The organism is Lachnospiraceae bacterium oral taxon 096, assembly GCA_018141845.1.
Lineage (GTDB): Bacteria > Bacillota > Clostridia > Lachnospirales > Lachnospiraceae > F0428.
Window position 1 is genome coordinate 864,244 of sequence record CP073340.1, and the last position, 17,160, is coordinate 881,403.

Sequence of the window (17,160 nt, forward strand, 5' to 3'; positions counted from 1 at the left end):
GTGACAAGAGCGACATTGCCGCCAATGGAAGAATTTATAGAGATGTTAAAACCGATATGGGATAGTGCCTGGCTGACCAATATGGGAGACTATCATAAGCGACTGGAAAGGGAACTTTCGCAATATATGGATGTGTCCAATCTGATTCTTTTTACCAATGGGCATTTGGCACTGGAATTACTCATACAGGCAATGAAGTTGACAGGGGAGGTCATTACCACGCCATTTAGCTTTGCATCGACAACACATGCCATTGTAAGAAATAATTTAACTCCTGTGTTTTGCGATATCAATCCACAGGACTACACCATCGATGTGGATAAAATTGAGTCACTCATCACCGAAAAGACCTCGGCGATTTTGCCCGTCCATGTCTATGGAAATCTTTGCGATGTCGAACGCATCGAGGAAATTGCCAATCGACATCACCTCAAGGTGATTTATGACGCAGCCCATACCTTTGGAGAATTTTATCGAGGAAAGAGTGTTGCTCGCTTTGGAGATGCCAGTATGTTTAGTTTTCATGCCACCAAAGTCTACAACACCATTGAGGGCGGAGCAGTGGCGACCAAAGATATGGACTTGAAGAAGGAATTAAATTACTTAAAAAACTTTGGCATTGCCGATACAGAGACCGTCGAGTGGGTCGGAAGTAATGCCAAGATGAATGAATTTCAGGCAGCCATGGGACTATGTAATCTTAAGTATGTGGACAAGATGATTGCAAAGAGAAAGACATTGGCAATGCAATACATTGAACGGCTTGGAAAAGTTGCGGGACTAAGACTTAATCACTATAGAGAGGACATTCAATACAATTACGCCTATATGCCAATGCTTGTGGATGAGACAGTTTGTGGATGCAATCGAGATGACCTCTATGATGCTTTAGCTAGGGAAGAAATCTATGCAAGGAAATATTTTTATCCATGTATCAATTCCTATGATTGCTATCGTGGCGTATTTGATCCAGAGGCAACGCCAATTGCACAAAAAATTTCACGGCAGATTTTGACACTTCCGATTTATCCAGAACTTTCTCTGGAGACGGTAGATGAAATTTGTGATATTATTTTGCACAGATTGGAGGAAGTATGATTGTATTGATTACAGCCATTGGCTCATTTTCTTCCTCTGATGTTCTTCGTGCCTGCAAAGAAAGAGGGATTTACATTGTTGGAACAGATATTTATCCGAAAACTTGGCTTTCTGAAGGGGGAAATGTCGATGCCTTCTACCAAGTACCAAGATTTGATGCGGGCGATGCTTATCTTTTTGCACTGAAGGAAATCATAGAAAGAGAAAAAGTGGATGCCGTCCTTCCATTGACTGATGCAGAAATTGACATTTTAAATGAGCATCGAAGTGAGCTCGGAGCAAAACTGTTACTTTCAGATCAAGAGGTAATTAAGGTCGCAAGGGATAAGGAAAAGACAAAGGAAGTTGTCGATAGAGTCATTGTGGGGGAAACACAATTTTTGACCATTCCCACCCATCCATTTTCTGGAGATGAAGAATTGCCTTTGATTGTCAAGCCAAAAAATGGAAGAAGCAGTCAGGGACTCTATCGAATCAAGACAGAGAAGGAGCGACAGTGGTTGGTCAAAAATATATTGGATAGAGAGAACATCATTGCCCAACCAATGATGGATGGTGATGTGGTGACCGTCGATGTGGTTGTGGGAAAAGATGGCCGTGCAGCAGCTCTTCCGAGGAAAGAGTTGTTGCGCACATACAATGGAGCAGGTCTTTCGGTAAAAGTCTTTCGTGACAGGAACTTAGAAAAAATCAGTATTTCCATTGCAAAGGCACTAGGGGTGCTGGGCTGTGTCAACATGGAGTGGATTGTCGATAGAGAAAATACATACCACTTCTTGGAATGCAATCCAAGATTTTCAGGTGGCATTGCCTTTTCTAATAAGGCAGGATTTGATATGAGTGGGGCACATCTATCTGTATTTTTAGACAATCAGGAGATTCCAGACAATCAGGTAAAACCTTGCTCTCTTGTAAAAAAGTATATTGAAGTGTGCACAGAGGGAGAAAATAATGAATGTGATGGTTAGCATCTGTGTTGTGACCTATCAACATGCAAAATATATTCGGCAAGCACTCGATAGTTTTTTGGCACAAAAATGTGATTTTGACTTTGAAATTTTGATTCATGACGATGCCTCTACGGATGGTGCAGCGGATATTATTGCAGAGTATGAACGGCGTTATCCCGATAAAATTCGGGCAATTTTACAAAAAGAAAATCAATATTCTCAGGGGATAACCAATATTTCGGGGGCATTTAATTTTCCAAGGGCAAGGGGAAAGTATATTGCCCTTTGTGATGGCGATGACTATTGGTGTGATGAAAATAAGTTGTCCATACAGGTCGCCTATATGGAAAAACATTTGGATTGTATGCTCTGTGTGCATTCGGCCAAGGTAGTCAATGACAATGGAGACTTTATTGATAGAAATTTAATGCGTCCTTATCAGAAAAACACAGTGTTAAACCCCAAGCAGGTCCTTGACAAAAAGGGAGCCTTTGCCTTTGGTTCAATGCTCTTGAGAAAAGAAGTGGTTGAGGATTTACCTTGCTACTATGTGGATTGTCCAGTGGGCGATCGACCTCTTGAGCTGATGGCCATTGAAAGAGGGAATGTTTATTACATTGACCGCCCAATGAGTGCCTATCGCTTTAATGGTGCGGGCTCTTGGACGAGCAGTATGAAATCGGGCGACTATCAAAGAAAACAAGAGGTTTATGCACGCCAAATGAGTAAGATGTACAAAGAATTTGATCAAAAGACAAATTACAGATTTCATAGAGAGGCAGTTTTGGCAGCACATCGACTGTTCTTTTTGACCAGAGTCAACTTGCGCGACTTTACAAGCATCTATCAGCCAAAGTATCGAAGATTTTATCGAGAACTTCCGAGACGGGAGCGTTTTTTTATCGCTTTTGAATATCGACTTCCCACTTTGTATCGTTTGATGCAGAATTGGTCGCATAAGATGAGGAATGGTCATGGATAATCAATTAGAAAGAAAAAATATGCTCTGGAATATGATTGGCAGTATGCTCTATGCCCTCACCAGTATGACACTGGGCATTGTGGTCACTCGCCTAGTGGGTGATGTTGAAGGCGGGATTTTTTTATTTGCCTTTTCTACTCTGGGGCAGCAGCTCTATATTATTTCCTACTTTGGAATGCGACCGATACAGGTCACCGATATGAAACCCGTGCACACCTTTGGGGATTATCGACGGTTTCGCTATATCAGTGCCATAGTTGCTTTGCTGGCTGGATTTGGCTACACTCTTGTTTTTGCGAGAAATTTTCATTCAATGGTGATCTGGATTGCCTTGATTTTGTACAAGGTCATTGATGGTATTGCCGATTGCTATGAGTCAGAGTTTCAAAGGCAGGGAAAATTATATATCACAGGGCAGAGCCTCTGTGCAAGAACTCTATTTTCCATTGCCATCTTTTTGATTGTATTGGCTGTGACCAAAAACTTGACCATTGCTTGTATAGCCTTTGTACCTGCCCTCTTGATTGGTCTTTGGATTTTTGCGATTCGCCCATTAAGAAAAATCAATGAAGTACAATGGCAGTGCATTCGAGGAAGTGTCAGGACACTCTTTCGCACCAGTGTGTGGCTGTTTGTCTCTGCATTTTTGGACTTCTATGTCTTTGCAGCGGCAAAATATGCAGTCAATGATTACCTTGGCGAGCAGGCAAACACCTATTTTTCTACGATTTTTATTCCGACCTCCGTCATCAATATGATGGCAGGGTTTGTCATTCGCCCAGTGTTGACGAAGCTTTCCCTCTATTTTGCAGAAAAAAGAAGGAAAGAATTTCGACAATTAGTGCTAAAAATTGCAGGATTGATTTTGGGATTGACCGTATTTTCTATGGGAGCAGCGGCCGTTCTTGGCATTCCTGTTCTTTCAATTCTTCTGGGAAGTGCAGGAAAAAATCTTGCTCCCTATACAGTGGCATTGGTGCTGGTAATTTTAGGTGGTGGATTCTATGCCATCTTAAATTTGATGTACTATGTGCTGGTAATTTTTAAGGCGGAGCGAGCCATCTTTGGCATCTATGTCCTTGGTTGTGTGTTAGCCTATGTTGTCTGCAATACATTGGTTAAAAGTTATGCCATCAATGGAGCTGCCATTTCCTATTGCCTAGTGATGGGGGCCATGATGCTGATGTTTATTGCGGTGGCTATATTTTTTGAAAGAAAGAGGAACAAGTCATGAAATGTGTAGATGTAATTATTCCTACCTATAAGCCAGATCAAAAATTTTTTCAACTGTTACATCGTTTAGACAGACAGAGCTTGCCACCACAAAAGATAATTGTGATCAATACAGGGAAAGAATTTTTTGATGAGGAGGCAGTGGATGCCCTCCATTTGCAAACGCCAGTGGAGATACATCACATCGAGGTCGATGAATTTGACCACGGTCAGACAAGAAATCAAGCGGTAAAATACAGCCATGCACCGTATTTTATTTGTATGACACAGGATGCCCTTCCAGCCAATCAAAAGTTAATTGAACACTTGCTTGCACCAATGGATGAAGAAGTAAAATTAGTGTACGCACGCCAAGTACCAAACCAAGATGCAGGGCATATTGAGCGCTACACTAGGCAATATAATTATCCAAAGAAAAGCCAGATAAAGTCAGAGAAGACAAAAGCGGTATATGGAATCAAAAATTATTTTGCCTCCAATGTCTGTGCCGCCTATGAGAGAGAAAGTTTTGTGGAGATTGGCGGGTTTGTGCCAAAGACCATTCTCAATGAGGATATGCTCTATGCGGCCGCCTTGATGAAGAAAGGAAAAAAGGTCTGCTATTGTGCAGATGCCGTTGTATTTCATTCCCATGAATATTCGGGCTTGCGTCAATTTTCTAGAAATTTTGATATTGCGGTTTCACAAGTGCAATACAAAGATATTTTTGCTGGGCTAAAGAGCGAAAAAGAAGGTATTCGCCTTGTGCTAGAAACAGCAAAGCATCTATTTAAGATTGGTCAGGCAAAGGAAATCCCTCGCCTAGTCTATATCAGTGGCTGTAAGTATCTTGGATTTTTTATGGGAAAGCACTATGAGAAGTTGCCGAAGTGGTTGGTAAAAAAATGCAGTTCAAATAAAAAATATTGGGAGAAAAAAGATGTCTGATATTTTGGTGATTATCCCTGCCTTTAATGAGGAAGCCAATATTGAGCAAGTTGTTGAAAATTTGATTATCCATCACTCAGAGCTTGACTATGTGATTGTCAACGACGGCTCTACCGATGCCACAGCAAAGATTTGCAGGGATAAAAACTACAACATGATTGATTTGCCCATTAATTTGGGACTGGCAGGGGCATTTCAGACGGGGATGCGCTATGCCTATCGGAAAAATTATCGCTATGCTGTGCAATTTGATGGCGATGGTCAGCACCGCCCAGAATATATTCTGCCAATGAAAGAAAAGATGGATGAGGGATATGACATTGTCATTGCTTCTCGCTTTGCCAAGGAGAAAAAGAGTCTTTCCCCTCGTATGTTTGGAAGTCGTGTCATTGCGATGGCCATTTTTTTGACCACAGGAAAACGAATCAAGGATCCGACATCAGGAATGCGAATGTACAATCGCAAGTTGATTGAAAAATTTGCATTAAAATTAAACTATGGGCCAGAGCCAGATACAGTCTCCTACTTAGTGAAGCAGGGAGCCCATGTGGCGGAGGTGCAATGTCATATGCAGGAGCGAATGGGTGGCATCAGTTATCTCACGCCGTGGAATGCAGGAAAATATATGCTTCGTATGTTGACTTCTATTCTATTTATTCAAAATTTCAGAAGTAGAAAATAGGGGGAAGAAAAAATGACATTGACTTTGCGAATTTTGTTGATTCTGTCATCAGTATTGGCCTCTTGTACTGTTGTTCGGCGAATAAGAAAATCGAAGATGCAGATTGATGATGCGGTATTTTGGGTTTTATTTTCTTTGGTCTTAATTGTTCTGGCTGTCTTTCCGCATATCATCTATTGGATTTCTATTCGCACAGGGATACAGTCACCCGCCAATCTATTGTATCTACTCATCATCTTTGTGCTGATTATGAAGATTTTTTCAATGAGCATCAAGTTGTCGGTATTGGAGAGTAAGATTACAAAACTTGCACAGGATACAGCACTAGAAAAAATAGAGAAATAAGTTATGGGAAGAATGAGGGATTGTGGAAAGGTTTTTGGTTTTCACAGTCTCTTTTTTATTTGTAAAGAAAATGAAAGAAATGTTAAAAAAAAAACAACAGAATCCAGAAAATTTAGTGTTATAATACAAATTATAAGAAGAAAAGATAAATAAAGGAGGGGCATTATGAAAAAGAAATTTGGTTATTTATTGGCAGTGGTCTTGCTGGGAGCAGTAAGCATCAGCACAGCGACCACTACTTACGCCTATGCAGGTGGCGGATGGAAGCGAAACAATGTTGGCTGGTGGTGGGAGGACAGTAATCGGTCCTATCCTCGAAGTCAGTGGAGACTGATCAATCACAAATGGTATTATTTTCATTCCAGTGGGTATATGGCTCATGATCAATGGATTGGCGGAAAGTATTATGTTGGCGAAGACGGGGATATGTATGTCAACAGAGTGACCCCAGACGGATATATGGTAGATGGAAGTGGAAAGTGGATACCGAATTATTATGATAAGAATTTACATAAAGTTTTTTCGACAGTAGAGCTTGATGCCAGTCGTGCACTGATGAAGGACAAAGGCGAATACTATGAATGTGTAGTCGATGTAGATGGTGCCGATGATGAATCAGATATGGGAAATGATTATAAAAGTATTGTTCGATTGTCAAAAAGTGCAAAAGTCGATTGGGATGCAATGAATGGTAAAGGACCGAAAACAATTTCCTTGAGCGAGTATATGAAGGGGCGTGACTTTTTTCGCATAAGTAACCCTAAGTTAGATAAGAGAGGTTATATTATTCGATTTGGTGATTATTTTGCTAGTTAAGTCTAACCTATTAAGAAGGGAAGGAAAAGAAATGAAAAAGAGATTTGGTTATTTATTGGCAGTGGCTTTGCTGGGAGCAGTAAGCATCAGCACAGCGACCAGCACTTACGCCTATGCAGGTGGCGGATGGAAGCGAAATAATGTTGGCTGGTGGTGGGAGGACAGTAGTCGGTCCTATCCTCGAAGTCAGTGGAGACTGATCAATCACAAATGGTATTATTTTCATTCCAGTGGGTATATGGCTCATGATCAATGGATTGGCGGAAAGTATTATGTCGGCGAAGATGGGGATATGTATGTCAACAGAGTCACTCCAGACGGATATATGGTAGATGGCAGTGGAAAGTGGATATCGAATTATTATGACAAAAATTTACATAAGCGTTTTTCAACACCTGAGTTGCATGCAGAGTTGGTGAGGGATAAAGGAAATTATTATGAATGTTTAGTCAATATAGATGGAATGTATAATGGCTATGATATAGATGATACCTATAGAAGTATTGTACGCCTGTCAAAAAAAGCAAAAGTGTATTGGGATGAGAAGAATGGAAAAGGTGAGAAACTGGTATCACTAAACGATTACATGAAAAGACATTCAAATGTGCGAATGATTGATCCAAAAGTAGATAAAAATGGTTATATCATTTCGTTTAGTGATGTCAATGCAAGTTAGGTTCATTGCTACTGTGAAACTGATGCAGAAAAGATTGGTTCTTTGTCAAATATTGGGGGGTGATTTTTTCCCCCTATTTTTTGTAAAAAAAATGAAAGAAATGTTTAAAAAAAAACAATAAAATCCAGAAAATTTAGCGTTATAATATAAACGATAAGAAGAAAAAGCAAATAAAGGAGGGGCATCATGAAAAAGAAATTTGGTTATTTATTGGCAGTGGCCTTGCTGGGAGCAGTAAGCATCAGTACAGCGACCAGCACTTACGCCTATGCAGGTGGAGGATGGAAGCGAAACAATGTTGGCTGGTGGTGGGAAGATGGCAATCGGTCCTATCCTCGAAGTCAGTGGAGACTGATCAATCACAAATGGTATTATTTTCATTCCAGTGGGTATATGGCTCATGATCAGTGGATTGGCGGAAAGTATTATGTCGGCGAAGATGGGGATATGTATGTCAACAGAGTCACTCCAGACGGATATATGGTAGATGGCAGTGGAAAGTGGATATCGAATTATTATGACAAAAATTTACATAAGCGTTTTTCAACACCTGAGTTGCATGCAGAGTTGGTGAGGGATAAAGGAAATTATTATGAATGTTTAGTCAATATAGATGGAATGTATAATGGCTATGATATAGATGATACCTATAGAAGTATTGTACGCCTGTCAAAAAAAGCAAAAGTGTATTGGGATGAGAAGAATGGAAAAGGTGAGAAACTGGTATCACTAAACGATTACATGAAAAGACATTCAAATGTGCGAATGATTGATCCAAAAGTAGATAAAAATGGTTATATCATTTCGTTTAGTGATGTCAATGCAAGTTAGGTTCATTGCTACTGTGAAACTGATGCAGAAAAGATTGGTTCTTTGTCAAATATTGGGGGGTGATTTTTTCCCCCTATTTTTTGTAAAAAAAATGAAAGAAATGTTTAAAAAAAAACAATAAAATCCAGAAAATTTAGCGTTATAATATAAACTATAAGAAGAAAAAGCAAATAAAGGAGGGGCATCATGAAAAAGAAATTTGGTTATTTATTGGCAGTGGCCTTGCTGGGAGCAGTAAGCATCAGTACAGCGACCAGCACTTACGCCTATCCAGGTGGTGAATGGAAGCGAAACAATGTTGGTTGGTGGTGGGAAGATGCCAATCAATCCTATCCTCGAAGTAAGTGGAGACTGATCGATCACAAATGGTATTATTTTCATTCCAGTGGGTATATGGCTCATGATCAATGGATTGGCGGAAAGTATTATGTCGGTGAAGATGGAGATATGTATGTCGACAGAGTCACTCCAGACGGATATATGGTAGATGGAAGTGGAAAGTGGATACCAAATTATTATGACAAAAATTTACATAAAGTTTTTTCAACAGCAAATCTTGTTGCAGATCGTTCGTTGATGAAAGATAAGGGAAATTACTATGAATGTGTAGTTGATGTAGATGGTGCGGATGAGGAATCTGATATGGGAAACAATTATCGCACAATCGTTCGACTTTCAAAAAATGCAAAGGTGAGGTGGGATGGAAAAGATGAAAAAGGAATTAGAACCATTCCATTGAGCAAGTATATGAAAATTCGATTTAACTTACGCATGGGAAATCCAACATTGGATAAGAAAGGGTATATTATTGGCTTTGGTGATGCCTTTGCTAGTTAGTATTGCTGTGAAATTGATCTAAGTAGAAAATCATAAGGTCTTTGTAGAACAAACAGATAACAGGGAAAAGAAGGAGAGTTTTCAAGCGTTTGGCTTTGAGGCTCTCTTTTTTGTATTGCAAAATGTATTTTAATTAAAACATATATAAAAAGAAGGTTGAATTTGTACCGCTGGAATGTTACGATACTGATAATTCATAGAAACATACTTTTTTAGTATGTAATATATGATAATAAAGAGGATCGTGAGGAGGTAGTCTATGGTTGAATTGATAAAGTCCATGTTAAAGATTGGCACCATTGGATTTGGTGGTGGAAATGCGTTGATTCCCGTCATTGAGTCTGAGGTTGTGGAAAATAAAAAGATGGTTTCAAAAGCAGATTATGATATGGATGTGGTTTCAGCCTGTGTCACACCGGGAGCACTTCCTGTGGAGATTGCTGCAGGTGTGGGCAAGAGAGCAAAGGGAAACCTTGGTATGGTTGTGGCTGCAACAATGATGGCTTTGCCAGGGGCATTGATGACCATTGCTTTTCTCCTCTTTCTTGGAGGTGGAGACAAGGAGCTGAGCACCATTCGCTACCTTTCACTTGGAATTATGGCATTTTTGAGCAGTATTCTTGTTCACTATATTGTAAAGAGTATGTGCGGTGTCAGTCAAAGAGAAAGAAGTATTGCGATCATTATTCTGTTTGTTATTTTTATCTTGAGTGCAGAAAAAAATATTTATAAACTTTTTAATCTCCATAAAACAGCAATTTTTGGCTTGTCCACACTAAAAATTTTGGGATTATCCTTTTTTATTATGCTCTATACCGGTTGTAAATGGACAAGAAAAAATCTTGTGGTGGTTTCAGTTTTGACCCTGTGTTTTTTATTTGGGAATTCAAAGTACATTCTTTTTCCTACCTATTTGGCTATGTTGATATTGGCAGTTTGGAGTGTGGTCAGTGAGGTGAAGGCACATCAGGGAATGAAAAGAGTAAATTTTTGTGAATTGTGGAAAGAGATAGGGATTTGGTTTGGCTTGATTGTTTTGGCGAGTGTACCTGCTCTACTGATAGACAGAGGAAGTGTCCTTTATTTGGCTAAAGGATTTTTCTCTTCTGTGATCTCCTTTGGTGGTGGAGATGCCTATTTGACGGTGGCTGACAACTTATTTATCAATGATCAAATGCTCAATGTCAATGAGTTTTACCACCTCTTAGTTCCCATTGCCAATGTGCTTCCTGGGTCGATTCTTTGTAAGGTGTTGACTGGAGCGGGATATATGATTGGAATTCGAGCAGGATATGCACAGGCTTTTGCTTTGGCTTTAGCAGGATTTGTTATCAGTGTTTCTGCCTCAGGAATGGTCTTTGGTGTGATTGGTTGGGTATTTCGAAGCTTTCAGGGTGTGAGTGTGTTAGAAAAAGTGAATCAGTGGATTCGACCAATTATTTCTGGTTTGTTGCTCAATGTGATGCTTACCATGGTGCAGACAAATATTGATACAGGTCTTTCCGTCGGGGCGAGCAAGGATATTGTGGTGATGTTTACGGCAGTGATTATTGTTCTAAATATGTTAATGATGCACAGAAAGAAAATGAATCATTTGATTCCAATGGCAATGTCTGCTGTCCTTGGATTTGGAATTGTATTATTTTGATGAGGGAAGAGGAAGGTTCAATGGATTTTGAAGTAAAAAAAATAAAAACCAAGATATTGATTGTTGGCGGTGGAACGGCTGGTTGCTATGCTGCATTGAGTATATCAAGAAAAGAAAAGGTTGATGTGGTCATTGCCGAAAAGGCAAATATTATTCGAAGTGGTTGTCTGGCCGCTGGAGTCAATGCACTCAATGCCTATATTTCTAAGGGACATGTGCCCAATGACTATGTGGAGTATGCAAAAAAGGACGGAGAGGGAATTGTTCGACCTGATTTGTTGTTGACGCTTGCCGAGCTTTTTAATGAAGTCACTGAGGACTTAGAGAAAATGGGGCTGGTTATTCTCAAGGATGAAAACGGAGAGTATGTCACCAGAGGCTGGAGAAATGTCAAAATTAATGGAGAAAATATTAAGCCATTGTTGGCGGATGCCGTCTCATCTCTTGAAAATGTCAAAGTTTTTAATCAAGTCAATATCACGGATTTAAAGCTTGGCATAAGAGATGGAAAAAAGGCAGTGGTTGGTGCCGTTGGCTTTGGGGTGAGAAAAAAGGAAATTTATGATATTGATGCAGATGCTGTGATTATTGCCACAGGTGGTGCAGCAGGACTTTACCGACCAAATAATCCAGGATTTTCAAGACATAAGATGTGGTATTCTCCATTTAACACAGGTGCTGGTTTTGCTATGGGGCTTCGTGCAGGGGCAGAGATGACCACATTTGAAAATCGCTTTGTGGCTCTTCGCTGTAAGGACACCATTGCACCAACGGGAACCATTGCACAGGGCGTAGGGGCAAAGCAGGTCAATGCCAATGGAGAGATTTATGAGCAAAAATATGGCATTACCACACCACAAAGAATTTATGGAACGGTGGAAGAAAATCGTCAGGGTAAGGGCCCATGTTATTTAAAGACTAGTGGAATCACGGATAAGCAGGAAGACGAATTATATAAGGCGTACTTAAATATGGCACCTTCTCAGACACTCAAGTGGATCGAGGAGGGGAGAGGGCCAAAGGCAAAAGATGTGGAAATTGAAGGAACAGAGCCCTATATCGTTGGTGGTCACACAGCGAGTGGCTACTGGGTAGATACACATAGACAGAGTACAGTAAGTGGTCTATTTGCAGCAGGAGATGTCGCTGGAGGTGCACCACAAAAGTATGTGACAGGTGCATTGGCTGAGGGAAAGATTGCAGGAGAGAGTGCTCTTGATTATGTAAAAAAGGTCGGTGTGATTCAAGAAATGTGTGCACAGGAGTGGATGCAGGAATATCAGAGGCATTTTGAGAAAAGTCATTCAATGATGAGTTGGGAGGATGTCGAAGAGGCGATGCAAAAGGTGATGGACGAATATGCGGGAGGCATTGCCATGGGCTATCGCTACAATGAAGCGAGACTTGAAGTGGCGAGAGAAAAGATCAAAAATCTACAAGCACAGGTTGAAAATCTATTTGCAAAGGATATGTTTGACCTTCTTCACATCTATGAAGTGAGAGAGAGACTTTTGGTCTGTGAGGTATTAATTGAACATCTCTTTGCTAGAAAGGAAACAAGATGGCATATCTTTGGAGAAAATGCTGATTATCCTGAGAAAGACCAAGCATTTGATGGATATATTAATTCAAAGATTGTAGATGGAAAAGTAGAAATTGTATTTCGAGATTTAGTTGGAGGGCATTATGAGCATACGAATTGATCAAAGGGAATGTATAGGATGTCAAAGATGTGTGAATGCTTGTCCTGGAAATTTGATTGATCTCAACGAAAATGGCAGGGCAAAAATTGAAATGGTCAGAGATTGTTGGGGCTGTACATCCTGTATGAAGGAATGCCCAGTGGCAGCAATTCACTTTTTCTTGGGAGCTGATATCGGCGGAAGAGGTTCTCAAATGACGATTCGAAAAGACCATGATTTGTATCGCTGGGAAGTCGAATTTTTAGATGGAAGTCAAAAAGAAATCGTTGTGAATAGAAAAAATTCCAATACCTATTAGAAGAAAGGAAGAAAAAAATGAGCAAGTTATCGCATCTTGATGTTTTGGAGGCAGAGGCAATCTATATTATTAGGGAAGTGGCAGCAGAGTGTGAAAATCCAGTGATGTTGTACTCAATTGGAAAGGATTCATCGGTGATGTTACATTTGGCCTTGAAGGCCTTTTATCCAGAGAGACCACCATTTCCATTTATGCACATCAACACAGGATGGAAGTTTCAAGAGATGATTCGATTTAGAGATGAGCAGGTCAAGAAATATGGATTAGATTTTATTGAATATATGAATGAAGATGGCGTAAAGGCAGGGATCAATCCCTTTGACCACGGTGCGTCTTATACTGACATTATGAAGACACAGGCCCTAAAGCAGGCACTCACCAAATATGGATTTGATGCTGCATTTGGTGGCGGAAGAAGAGATGAGGAAAAATCAAGAGCAAAGGAGAGAATTTTCTCCTTTAGAAATGCTTCTCATGCGTGGGATCCAAAGAATCAAAGACCAGAGATGTGGAAGTTATACAATACACAGATCCACAAGGGCGAGAGCATGAGAGTCTTCCCAATCTCAAACTGGACAGAGAAGGATATCTGGCAATATATTCAAAGAGAAAAGATTGATATTGTTTCTTTGTACTATGCACAAGAAAGACCTTATATTGAGCGAGATGGAAATATGATTATGATTGATGATCATCGCATTGTTGACAAACTCAATATTCAGCCAGAAGATATTCACAGAGATAAGATTCGATTTAGAACACTGGGTTGCTATCCATTGACAGGAGGAATTAAGTCAGAGGCTAACACTTTAGATGAGATTGTGGAAGAGACTTTGGGCGCTGTGGAGTCAGAAAGAACAAGCCGTGTCATTGACCATGAGGCAACGGGAAGTATGGAGAGAAGAAAGAGAGAGGGGTATTTCTAAAATGAATGGATTATTAAAATTTATTACTTGTGGCAGTGTCGATGATGGAAAGTCAACCTTAATTGGTCATCTTCTCTACGATGCAAAGTTGATTTATGCCGATCAAAAAGAGGCACTTGCACTGGATTCCAAGGTGGGAAGCAGAGGTGGAAAGATTGACTATTCCCTTCTTCTTGATGGATTGATCGCCGAGAGAGAGCAGGGAATTACGATTGATGTGGCCTATCGCTATTTTACAACGGACAGACGCAGTTTTATTTGTGCCGATACACCAGGACATGAGGAGTACACAAGAAATATGGCATGTGGTGCATCCTTTGCCGATCTGGCCATTATCCTTGTGGATGCAAAGCAGGGGGTATTGACACAGACAAGAAGACATGCTAGAATTTGCTCTTTGATGGGTATTCGCTATTTTATTTTTGCTCTCAATAAGATGGATCTTGTGGGTTATCAAAAGGAAAGGTTTGATGAAATTCAAAGTGACATTGCAAAATTGCAACAAGAGGTCGGACTTGAAAATGTTGTCATTATCCCTGTTTCTGCAACAGAGGGAGATAATATCACCATTCGCTCAGAAAATATGCCTTGGTATACTGGGCCTACGCTTCTTTCCCACTTGGAGGAAGTGGATGTGACAGAGGCGACAGAAAATGAACAGGGATTTTACATGCCAGTGCAAAGAGTTTGTCGTCCAAATCATGAATTTCGAGGATTTCAGGGACAGATTGAACATGGTCAGGTCAAAGTTGGGGATTTGGTTGTGAGTTTGCCAAGCAAAGAAAGTGCTCATGTCAAGAGTATTTTGGTTGCAGGAAAAGAGGCAGACCATGCGTTTGAAGGGCAACCTGTGACCATTCAGTTGGATAAGGAAGTGGATGTTTCCAGAGGCTGTGTCATTGAGAAGGATTCCAATTTAAAGATTGCCAGCACATTTACCACCAATATTTTGTGGATGGATGACAATAAGCTTGAGGCGGGAAAAAACTTTATGATCAAGCTTGGAACAAAGAAAATTCCAGGCATTGTGACCAAGATCAATTACCGAATTGATGTCAACACAGGTGAGCATATCAATGCCAAAGAGCTTGAAAAAAATGAGCTTGCGGTGTGCGAGGTCGCAACCAGTGAGCCAATTATTTTGGACACCTTTAAGAATCACAAGACACTTGGAGAGTTGATTTTTATTGACCGAATCACAAATATGACCTCAGCCTGTGGCGTGGTTTTGGAAGTGGGAGAAAAGAAAAATGTAGTTCTTCCTGTTTCAAAGGGTATGCGTGCGGCTTTGAATTGGCAGAGCCCATTGGTCATTGGTTTCTCACTAGAGAATGTGGATGAAAATGAAATCCATCGAGCAGAGAATTTATTGCTCAGAAGTAGTCGCCATACCTACACTTATAGACCGGAGGAAAATGAGGACTATGTCAAGGTGGTTGAACATCTTGTTGATGCTGGTCTTGTGGTATTGCTTGTGCTTGATTCCTACAGGGAAGAGGCAAAAGAATTAGAAGTGAATGAAAATTATAAGAGATGGTCCGAGGTGAGAAAAGACAGCGACAGTGCAGATGCGATATTTACAAGAGTGCAGTCTCTCACCATGCTCAACAATATTATGGGACCAGACAACTGGATTATTTAAGGGGATAAAGATAGATGGGAGAGAATTTAATCGAAAGTTTTAGAGGAGAGTTGCCAACATTTTTTAAGGCCGCAAAGGAATATTTTGATGGGGAGTTGCCAAAGAAAGACTACAAGGGAATCTCCGGTGGTTTTGGATGCTATGCACAGAGAGAAGACGACAAATGTATGTTGAGACTTCGAATGACGGCAGGCTCAATGCCGAAGGACAAGCTAAAGTTTATCGTGGACTCCGCAAAAAAATATCATATTTCAAAGATTCATTTTACAACTTGTCAGGCTGTTCAGTTGCATAATCTGGGTTACAAGGCGTTGACTGAGCTTGCCGAGGCAGGGTATGATCATGGCATTATTACTAGAGGAACTGGCGGTGACAATCCAAGAAATACGATGTGCTCTCCACTATCTGGAGTAGAAAAGGGAGAATACTTTGATGTTATGCCCTATGCCAAGGCAGCAGGGGAGTATGCTCTCACCCTAATTCATCAGGGAAAGATTCCAAGAAAGTATAAGGTTGTATTTTCCAATTCGCCAAAGAATGCCTCTCACGCCACCTTCCACGACATTGGATTTGTGGCAAGAAGTGATGGAAAGTTTGATGTCTATACCTCTGGCGGTCTTGGCCCAAATCCAAGAATGGGCGTGCTGATTGATACGGCAGTTGATCCAAAGGATATTTGTTACTATATTTATGCACAGTGGAAGACCTTTAGTGAACATGGAAATTACCAAAACCGAGGAAGAGCAAGAACTCGCTATCTCATTGAATTGTGTGGAGGCGAGGAAGAATATAAAAAGGTTGTGTATCAAAATTTGGCTGATATCAGGAAAAGGGAAGATTTGACTCTTCATATTCAGCCAAGTGTAGTGACAAAGACAGGTGATGGCACAACAATTGAAGGAGATAGAGTCATTGCACAAAAGCAAGAAGGGCTCTATGCGGTAGAATGGCATACCGTTGGTGGCTGTCCACAGGTCGATGAATTGGAAAAATTATATGAGACCATCAAAGACTTTGAAGATGTCGAGGTGAGACTTGGCTCCTATGAGACGGCCTATATTATTAACTTGACCGCATCTGAGGCAAAAAAAGTTTTGGAGGCCACCAAGGACAGTGCAGTAGTGAGTGAGTTTGAGCATTCAGTAAGTTGTATTGGTGCTTCTATTTGTCAAGTTGGTCTTCGAAATTCACAGGCCTTGTTGCGAGCTTGTGTCGATGCTGTTCGAGAAGCAAAGCTTTCAAAAACGGCACTTCCACTCTGCCATATCAGCGGTTGTCCATCTTCTTGTGGAACACATCAGATTGGTGTGATTGGATTTCGAGGTGCTGCAAAGAAGGGAAAACCTGCCTATCAGTTGACTATCAATGGCGATCACTACCAAGGAAAAGAGCGGTTTGGTGATGTGGTTGGCGACATCTTTGAGGAAGATGTTCCTAGATTTTTGGTTAAACTCGGTCAGACCGTAGACCAGAGTAATTTGAGTTTTTATGAGTGGAACAAAAAGAATCCGGATGCTGTGGTAGAAGTGGCAAGGGAATTTCTTGTGGAATAGAATATTTGTAGGC

Annotated in this window: 17 protein-coding genes; all 17 read left to right on the forward strand. The window is 40.5% G+C overall.

What is annotated here, in order from left to right; translation table 11 throughout:
- Positions 1–24 precede the first annotated feature (24 nt).
- A complete protein-coding gene (locus J5A74_04350) occupies positions 25–1,098 on the forward strand; it encodes a DegT/DnrJ/EryC1/StrS family aminotransferase (GenBank protein ID QUI96818.1) in 1,074 nt (357 codons plus the stop codon).
- Complete coding sequence (locus J5A74_04355; GenBank protein QUI96542.1) at positions 1,095–2,066, forward strand: ATP-grasp domain-containing protein; 972 nt, start codon at positions 1,095–1,097, stop codon at positions 2,064–2,066. The genes J5A74_04350 and J5A74_04355 overlap by 4 nt, the downstream gene beginning before the upstream one ends.
- Positions 2,050–3,030 carry a glycosyltransferase gene (locus J5A74_04360; GenBank protein QUI96543.1) on the forward strand — a complete coding sequence of 327 codons (981 nt, stop codon included), beginning with the start codon at positions 2,050–2,052 and terminating at the stop codon, positions 3,028–3,030. Before J5A74_04355 ends, J5A74_04360 begins: the two co-directional genes overlap by 17 nt.
- Positions 3,023–4,264, forward strand: a complete 1,242-nt coding sequence (locus tag J5A74_04365; GenBank protein QUI96544.1) for a lipopolysaccharide biosynthesis protein — start codon at positions 3,023–3,025, stop codon at positions 4,262–4,264. The genes J5A74_04360 and J5A74_04365 overlap by 8 nt, the downstream gene beginning before the upstream one ends.
- Entirely contained in the window at positions 4,261–5,190 is a 930-nt protein-coding gene (locus J5A74_04370) for a glycosyltransferase family 2 protein (GenBank protein QUI96545.1), read from the forward strand. Before J5A74_04365 ends, J5A74_04370 begins: the two co-directional genes overlap by 4 nt.
- Positions 5,183–5,872: a glycosyltransferase family 2 protein gene (locus J5A74_04375; protein ID QUI96546.1), complete on the forward strand. Its 690-nt coding sequence runs from the start codon at positions 5,183–5,185 to the stop codon at positions 5,870–5,872. Before J5A74_04370 ends, J5A74_04375 begins: the two co-directional genes overlap by 8 nt.
- A 12-nt stretch (positions 5,873–5,884) precedes the next feature.
- Positions 5,885–6,217 carry a DUF2304 domain-containing protein gene (locus J5A74_04380; GenBank protein QUI96547.1) on the forward strand — a complete coding sequence of 111 codons (333 nt, stop codon included), beginning with the start codon at positions 5,885–5,887 and terminating at the stop codon, positions 6,215–6,217.
- A gap of 165 nt (positions 6,218–6,382) precedes the next feature.
- Entirely contained in the window at positions 6,383–7,033 is a 651-nt protein-coding gene (locus J5A74_04385; GenBank protein QUI96548.1) for a hypothetical protein, read from the forward strand.
- 31 nt (positions 7,034–7,064) lie between these two features.
- Entirely contained in the window at positions 7,065–7,709 is a 645-nt protein-coding gene (locus J5A74_04390; protein ID QUI96549.1) for a hypothetical protein, read from the forward strand.
- A gap of 186 nt (positions 7,710–7,895) precedes the next feature.
- A complete protein-coding gene (locus J5A74_04395) occupies positions 7,896–8,540 on the forward strand; it encodes a hypothetical protein (protein ID QUI96550.1) in 645 nt (214 codons plus the stop codon).
- Between the two features lie 186 nt (positions 8,541–8,726).
- Entirely contained in the window at positions 8,727–9,377 is a 651-nt protein-coding gene (locus tag J5A74_04400) for a hypothetical protein (GenBank protein QUI96551.1), read from the forward strand.
- A 259-nt stretch (positions 9,378–9,636) separates the two neighbouring features.
- On the forward strand, positions 9,637–11,025 hold the full coding sequence (locus tag J5A74_04405; GenBank protein ID QUI96552.1) for a chromate transporter: 1,389 nt from the start codon (positions 9,637–9,639) through the stop codon (positions 11,023–11,025).
- Positions 11,026–11,045: 20 nt separating this feature from the next.
- Entirely contained in the window at positions 11,046–12,728 is a 1,683-nt protein-coding gene (locus tag J5A74_04410) for an adenylyl-sulfate reductase subunit alpha (GenBank protein ID QUI96553.1), read from the forward strand.
- Positions 12,712–13,026, forward strand: a complete 315-nt coding sequence (locus J5A74_04415) for a ferredoxin family protein (GenBank protein QUI96554.1) — start codon at positions 12,712–12,714, stop codon at positions 13,024–13,026. Before J5A74_04410 ends, J5A74_04415 begins: the two co-directional genes overlap by 17 nt.
- 17 nt (positions 13,027–13,043) lie before the next feature.
- A complete protein-coding gene (gene cysD, locus J5A74_04420; protein QUI96555.1) occupies positions 13,044–13,952 on the forward strand; it encodes a sulfate adenylyltransferase subunit CysD in 909 nt (302 codons plus the stop codon).
- A 1-nt stretch (position 13,953) separates the two neighbouring features.
- Complete coding sequence (locus tag J5A74_04425; GenBank protein QUI96556.1) at positions 13,954–15,594, forward strand: sulfate adenylyltransferase; 1,641 nt, start codon at positions 13,954–13,956, stop codon at positions 15,592–15,594.
- Between the two features lie 14 nt (positions 15,595–15,608).
- Complete coding sequence (locus J5A74_04430) at positions 15,609–17,147, forward strand: nitrite/sulfite reductase (GenBank protein ID QUI96557.1); 1,539 nt, start codon at positions 15,609–15,611, stop codon at positions 17,145–17,147.
- Positions 17,148–17,160 lie beyond the last annotated feature (13 nt).

What these genes read in the sequence shown, in the direction of transcription:
- J5A74_04350 (QUI96818.1), top strand. Translation starts at nt 25, where the DNA reads ATGGAAGAATTTATAGAGATGTTAAAACCGATATGGGATAGTGCCTGG.
- J5A74_04355 (QUI96542.1), top strand. Translation starts at nt 1,095, where the DNA reads ATGATTGTATTGATTACAGCCATTGGCTCATTTTCTTCCTCTGATGTT.
- J5A74_04360 (QUI96543.1), top strand. Translation starts at nt 2,050, where the DNA reads ATGAATGTGATGGTTAGCATCTGTGTTGTGACCTATCAACATGCAAAA.
- J5A74_04365 (QUI96544.1), top strand. Translation starts at nt 3,023, where the DNA reads ATGGATAATCAATTAGAAAGAAAAAATATGCTCTGGAATATGATTGGC.
- J5A74_04370 (QUI96545.1), top strand. Translation starts at nt 4,261, where the DNA reads ATGAAATGTGTAGATGTAATTATTCCTACCTATAAGCCAGATCAAAAA.
- J5A74_04375 (QUI96546.1), top strand. Translation starts at nt 5,183, where the DNA reads ATGTCTGATATTTTGGTGATTATCCCTGCCTTTAATGAGGAAGCCAAT.
- J5A74_04380 (QUI96547.1), top strand. Translation starts at nt 5,885, where the DNA reads ATGACATTGACTTTGCGAATTTTGTTGATTCTGTCATCAGTATTGGCC.
- J5A74_04385 (QUI96548.1), top strand. Translation starts at nt 6,383, where the DNA reads ATGAAAAAGAAATTTGGTTATTTATTGGCAGTGGTCTTGCTGGGAGCA.
- J5A74_04390 (QUI96549.1), top strand. Translation starts at nt 7,065, where the DNA reads ATGAAAAAGAGATTTGGTTATTTATTGGCAGTGGCTTTGCTGGGAGCA.
- J5A74_04395 (QUI96550.1), top strand. Translation starts at nt 7,896, where the DNA reads ATGAAAAAGAAATTTGGTTATTTATTGGCAGTGGCCTTGCTGGGAGCA.
- J5A74_04400 (QUI96551.1), top strand. Translation starts at nt 8,727, where the DNA reads ATGAAAAAGAAATTTGGTTATTTATTGGCAGTGGCCTTGCTGGGAGCA.
- J5A74_04405 (QUI96552.1), top strand. Translation starts at nt 9,637, where the DNA reads ATGGTTGAATTGATAAAGTCCATGTTAAAGATTGGCACCATTGGATTT.
- J5A74_04410 (QUI96553.1), top strand. Translation starts at nt 11,046, where the DNA reads ATGGATTTTGAAGTAAAAAAAATAAAAACCAAGATATTGATTGTTGGC.
- J5A74_04415 (QUI96554.1), top strand. Translation starts at nt 12,712, where the DNA reads ATGAGCATACGAATTGATCAAAGGGAATGTATAGGATGTCAAAGATGT.
- cysD (QUI96555.1), top strand. Translation starts at nt 13,044, where the DNA reads ATGAGCAAGTTATCGCATCTTGATGTTTTGGAGGCAGAGGCAATCTAT.
- J5A74_04425 (QUI96556.1), top strand. Translation starts at nt 13,954, where the DNA reads ATGAATGGATTATTAAAATTTATTACTTGTGGCAGTGTCGATGATGGA.
- J5A74_04430 (QUI96557.1), top strand. Translation starts at nt 15,609, where the DNA reads ATGGGAGAGAATTTAATCGAAAGTTTTAGAGGAGAGTTGCCAACATTT.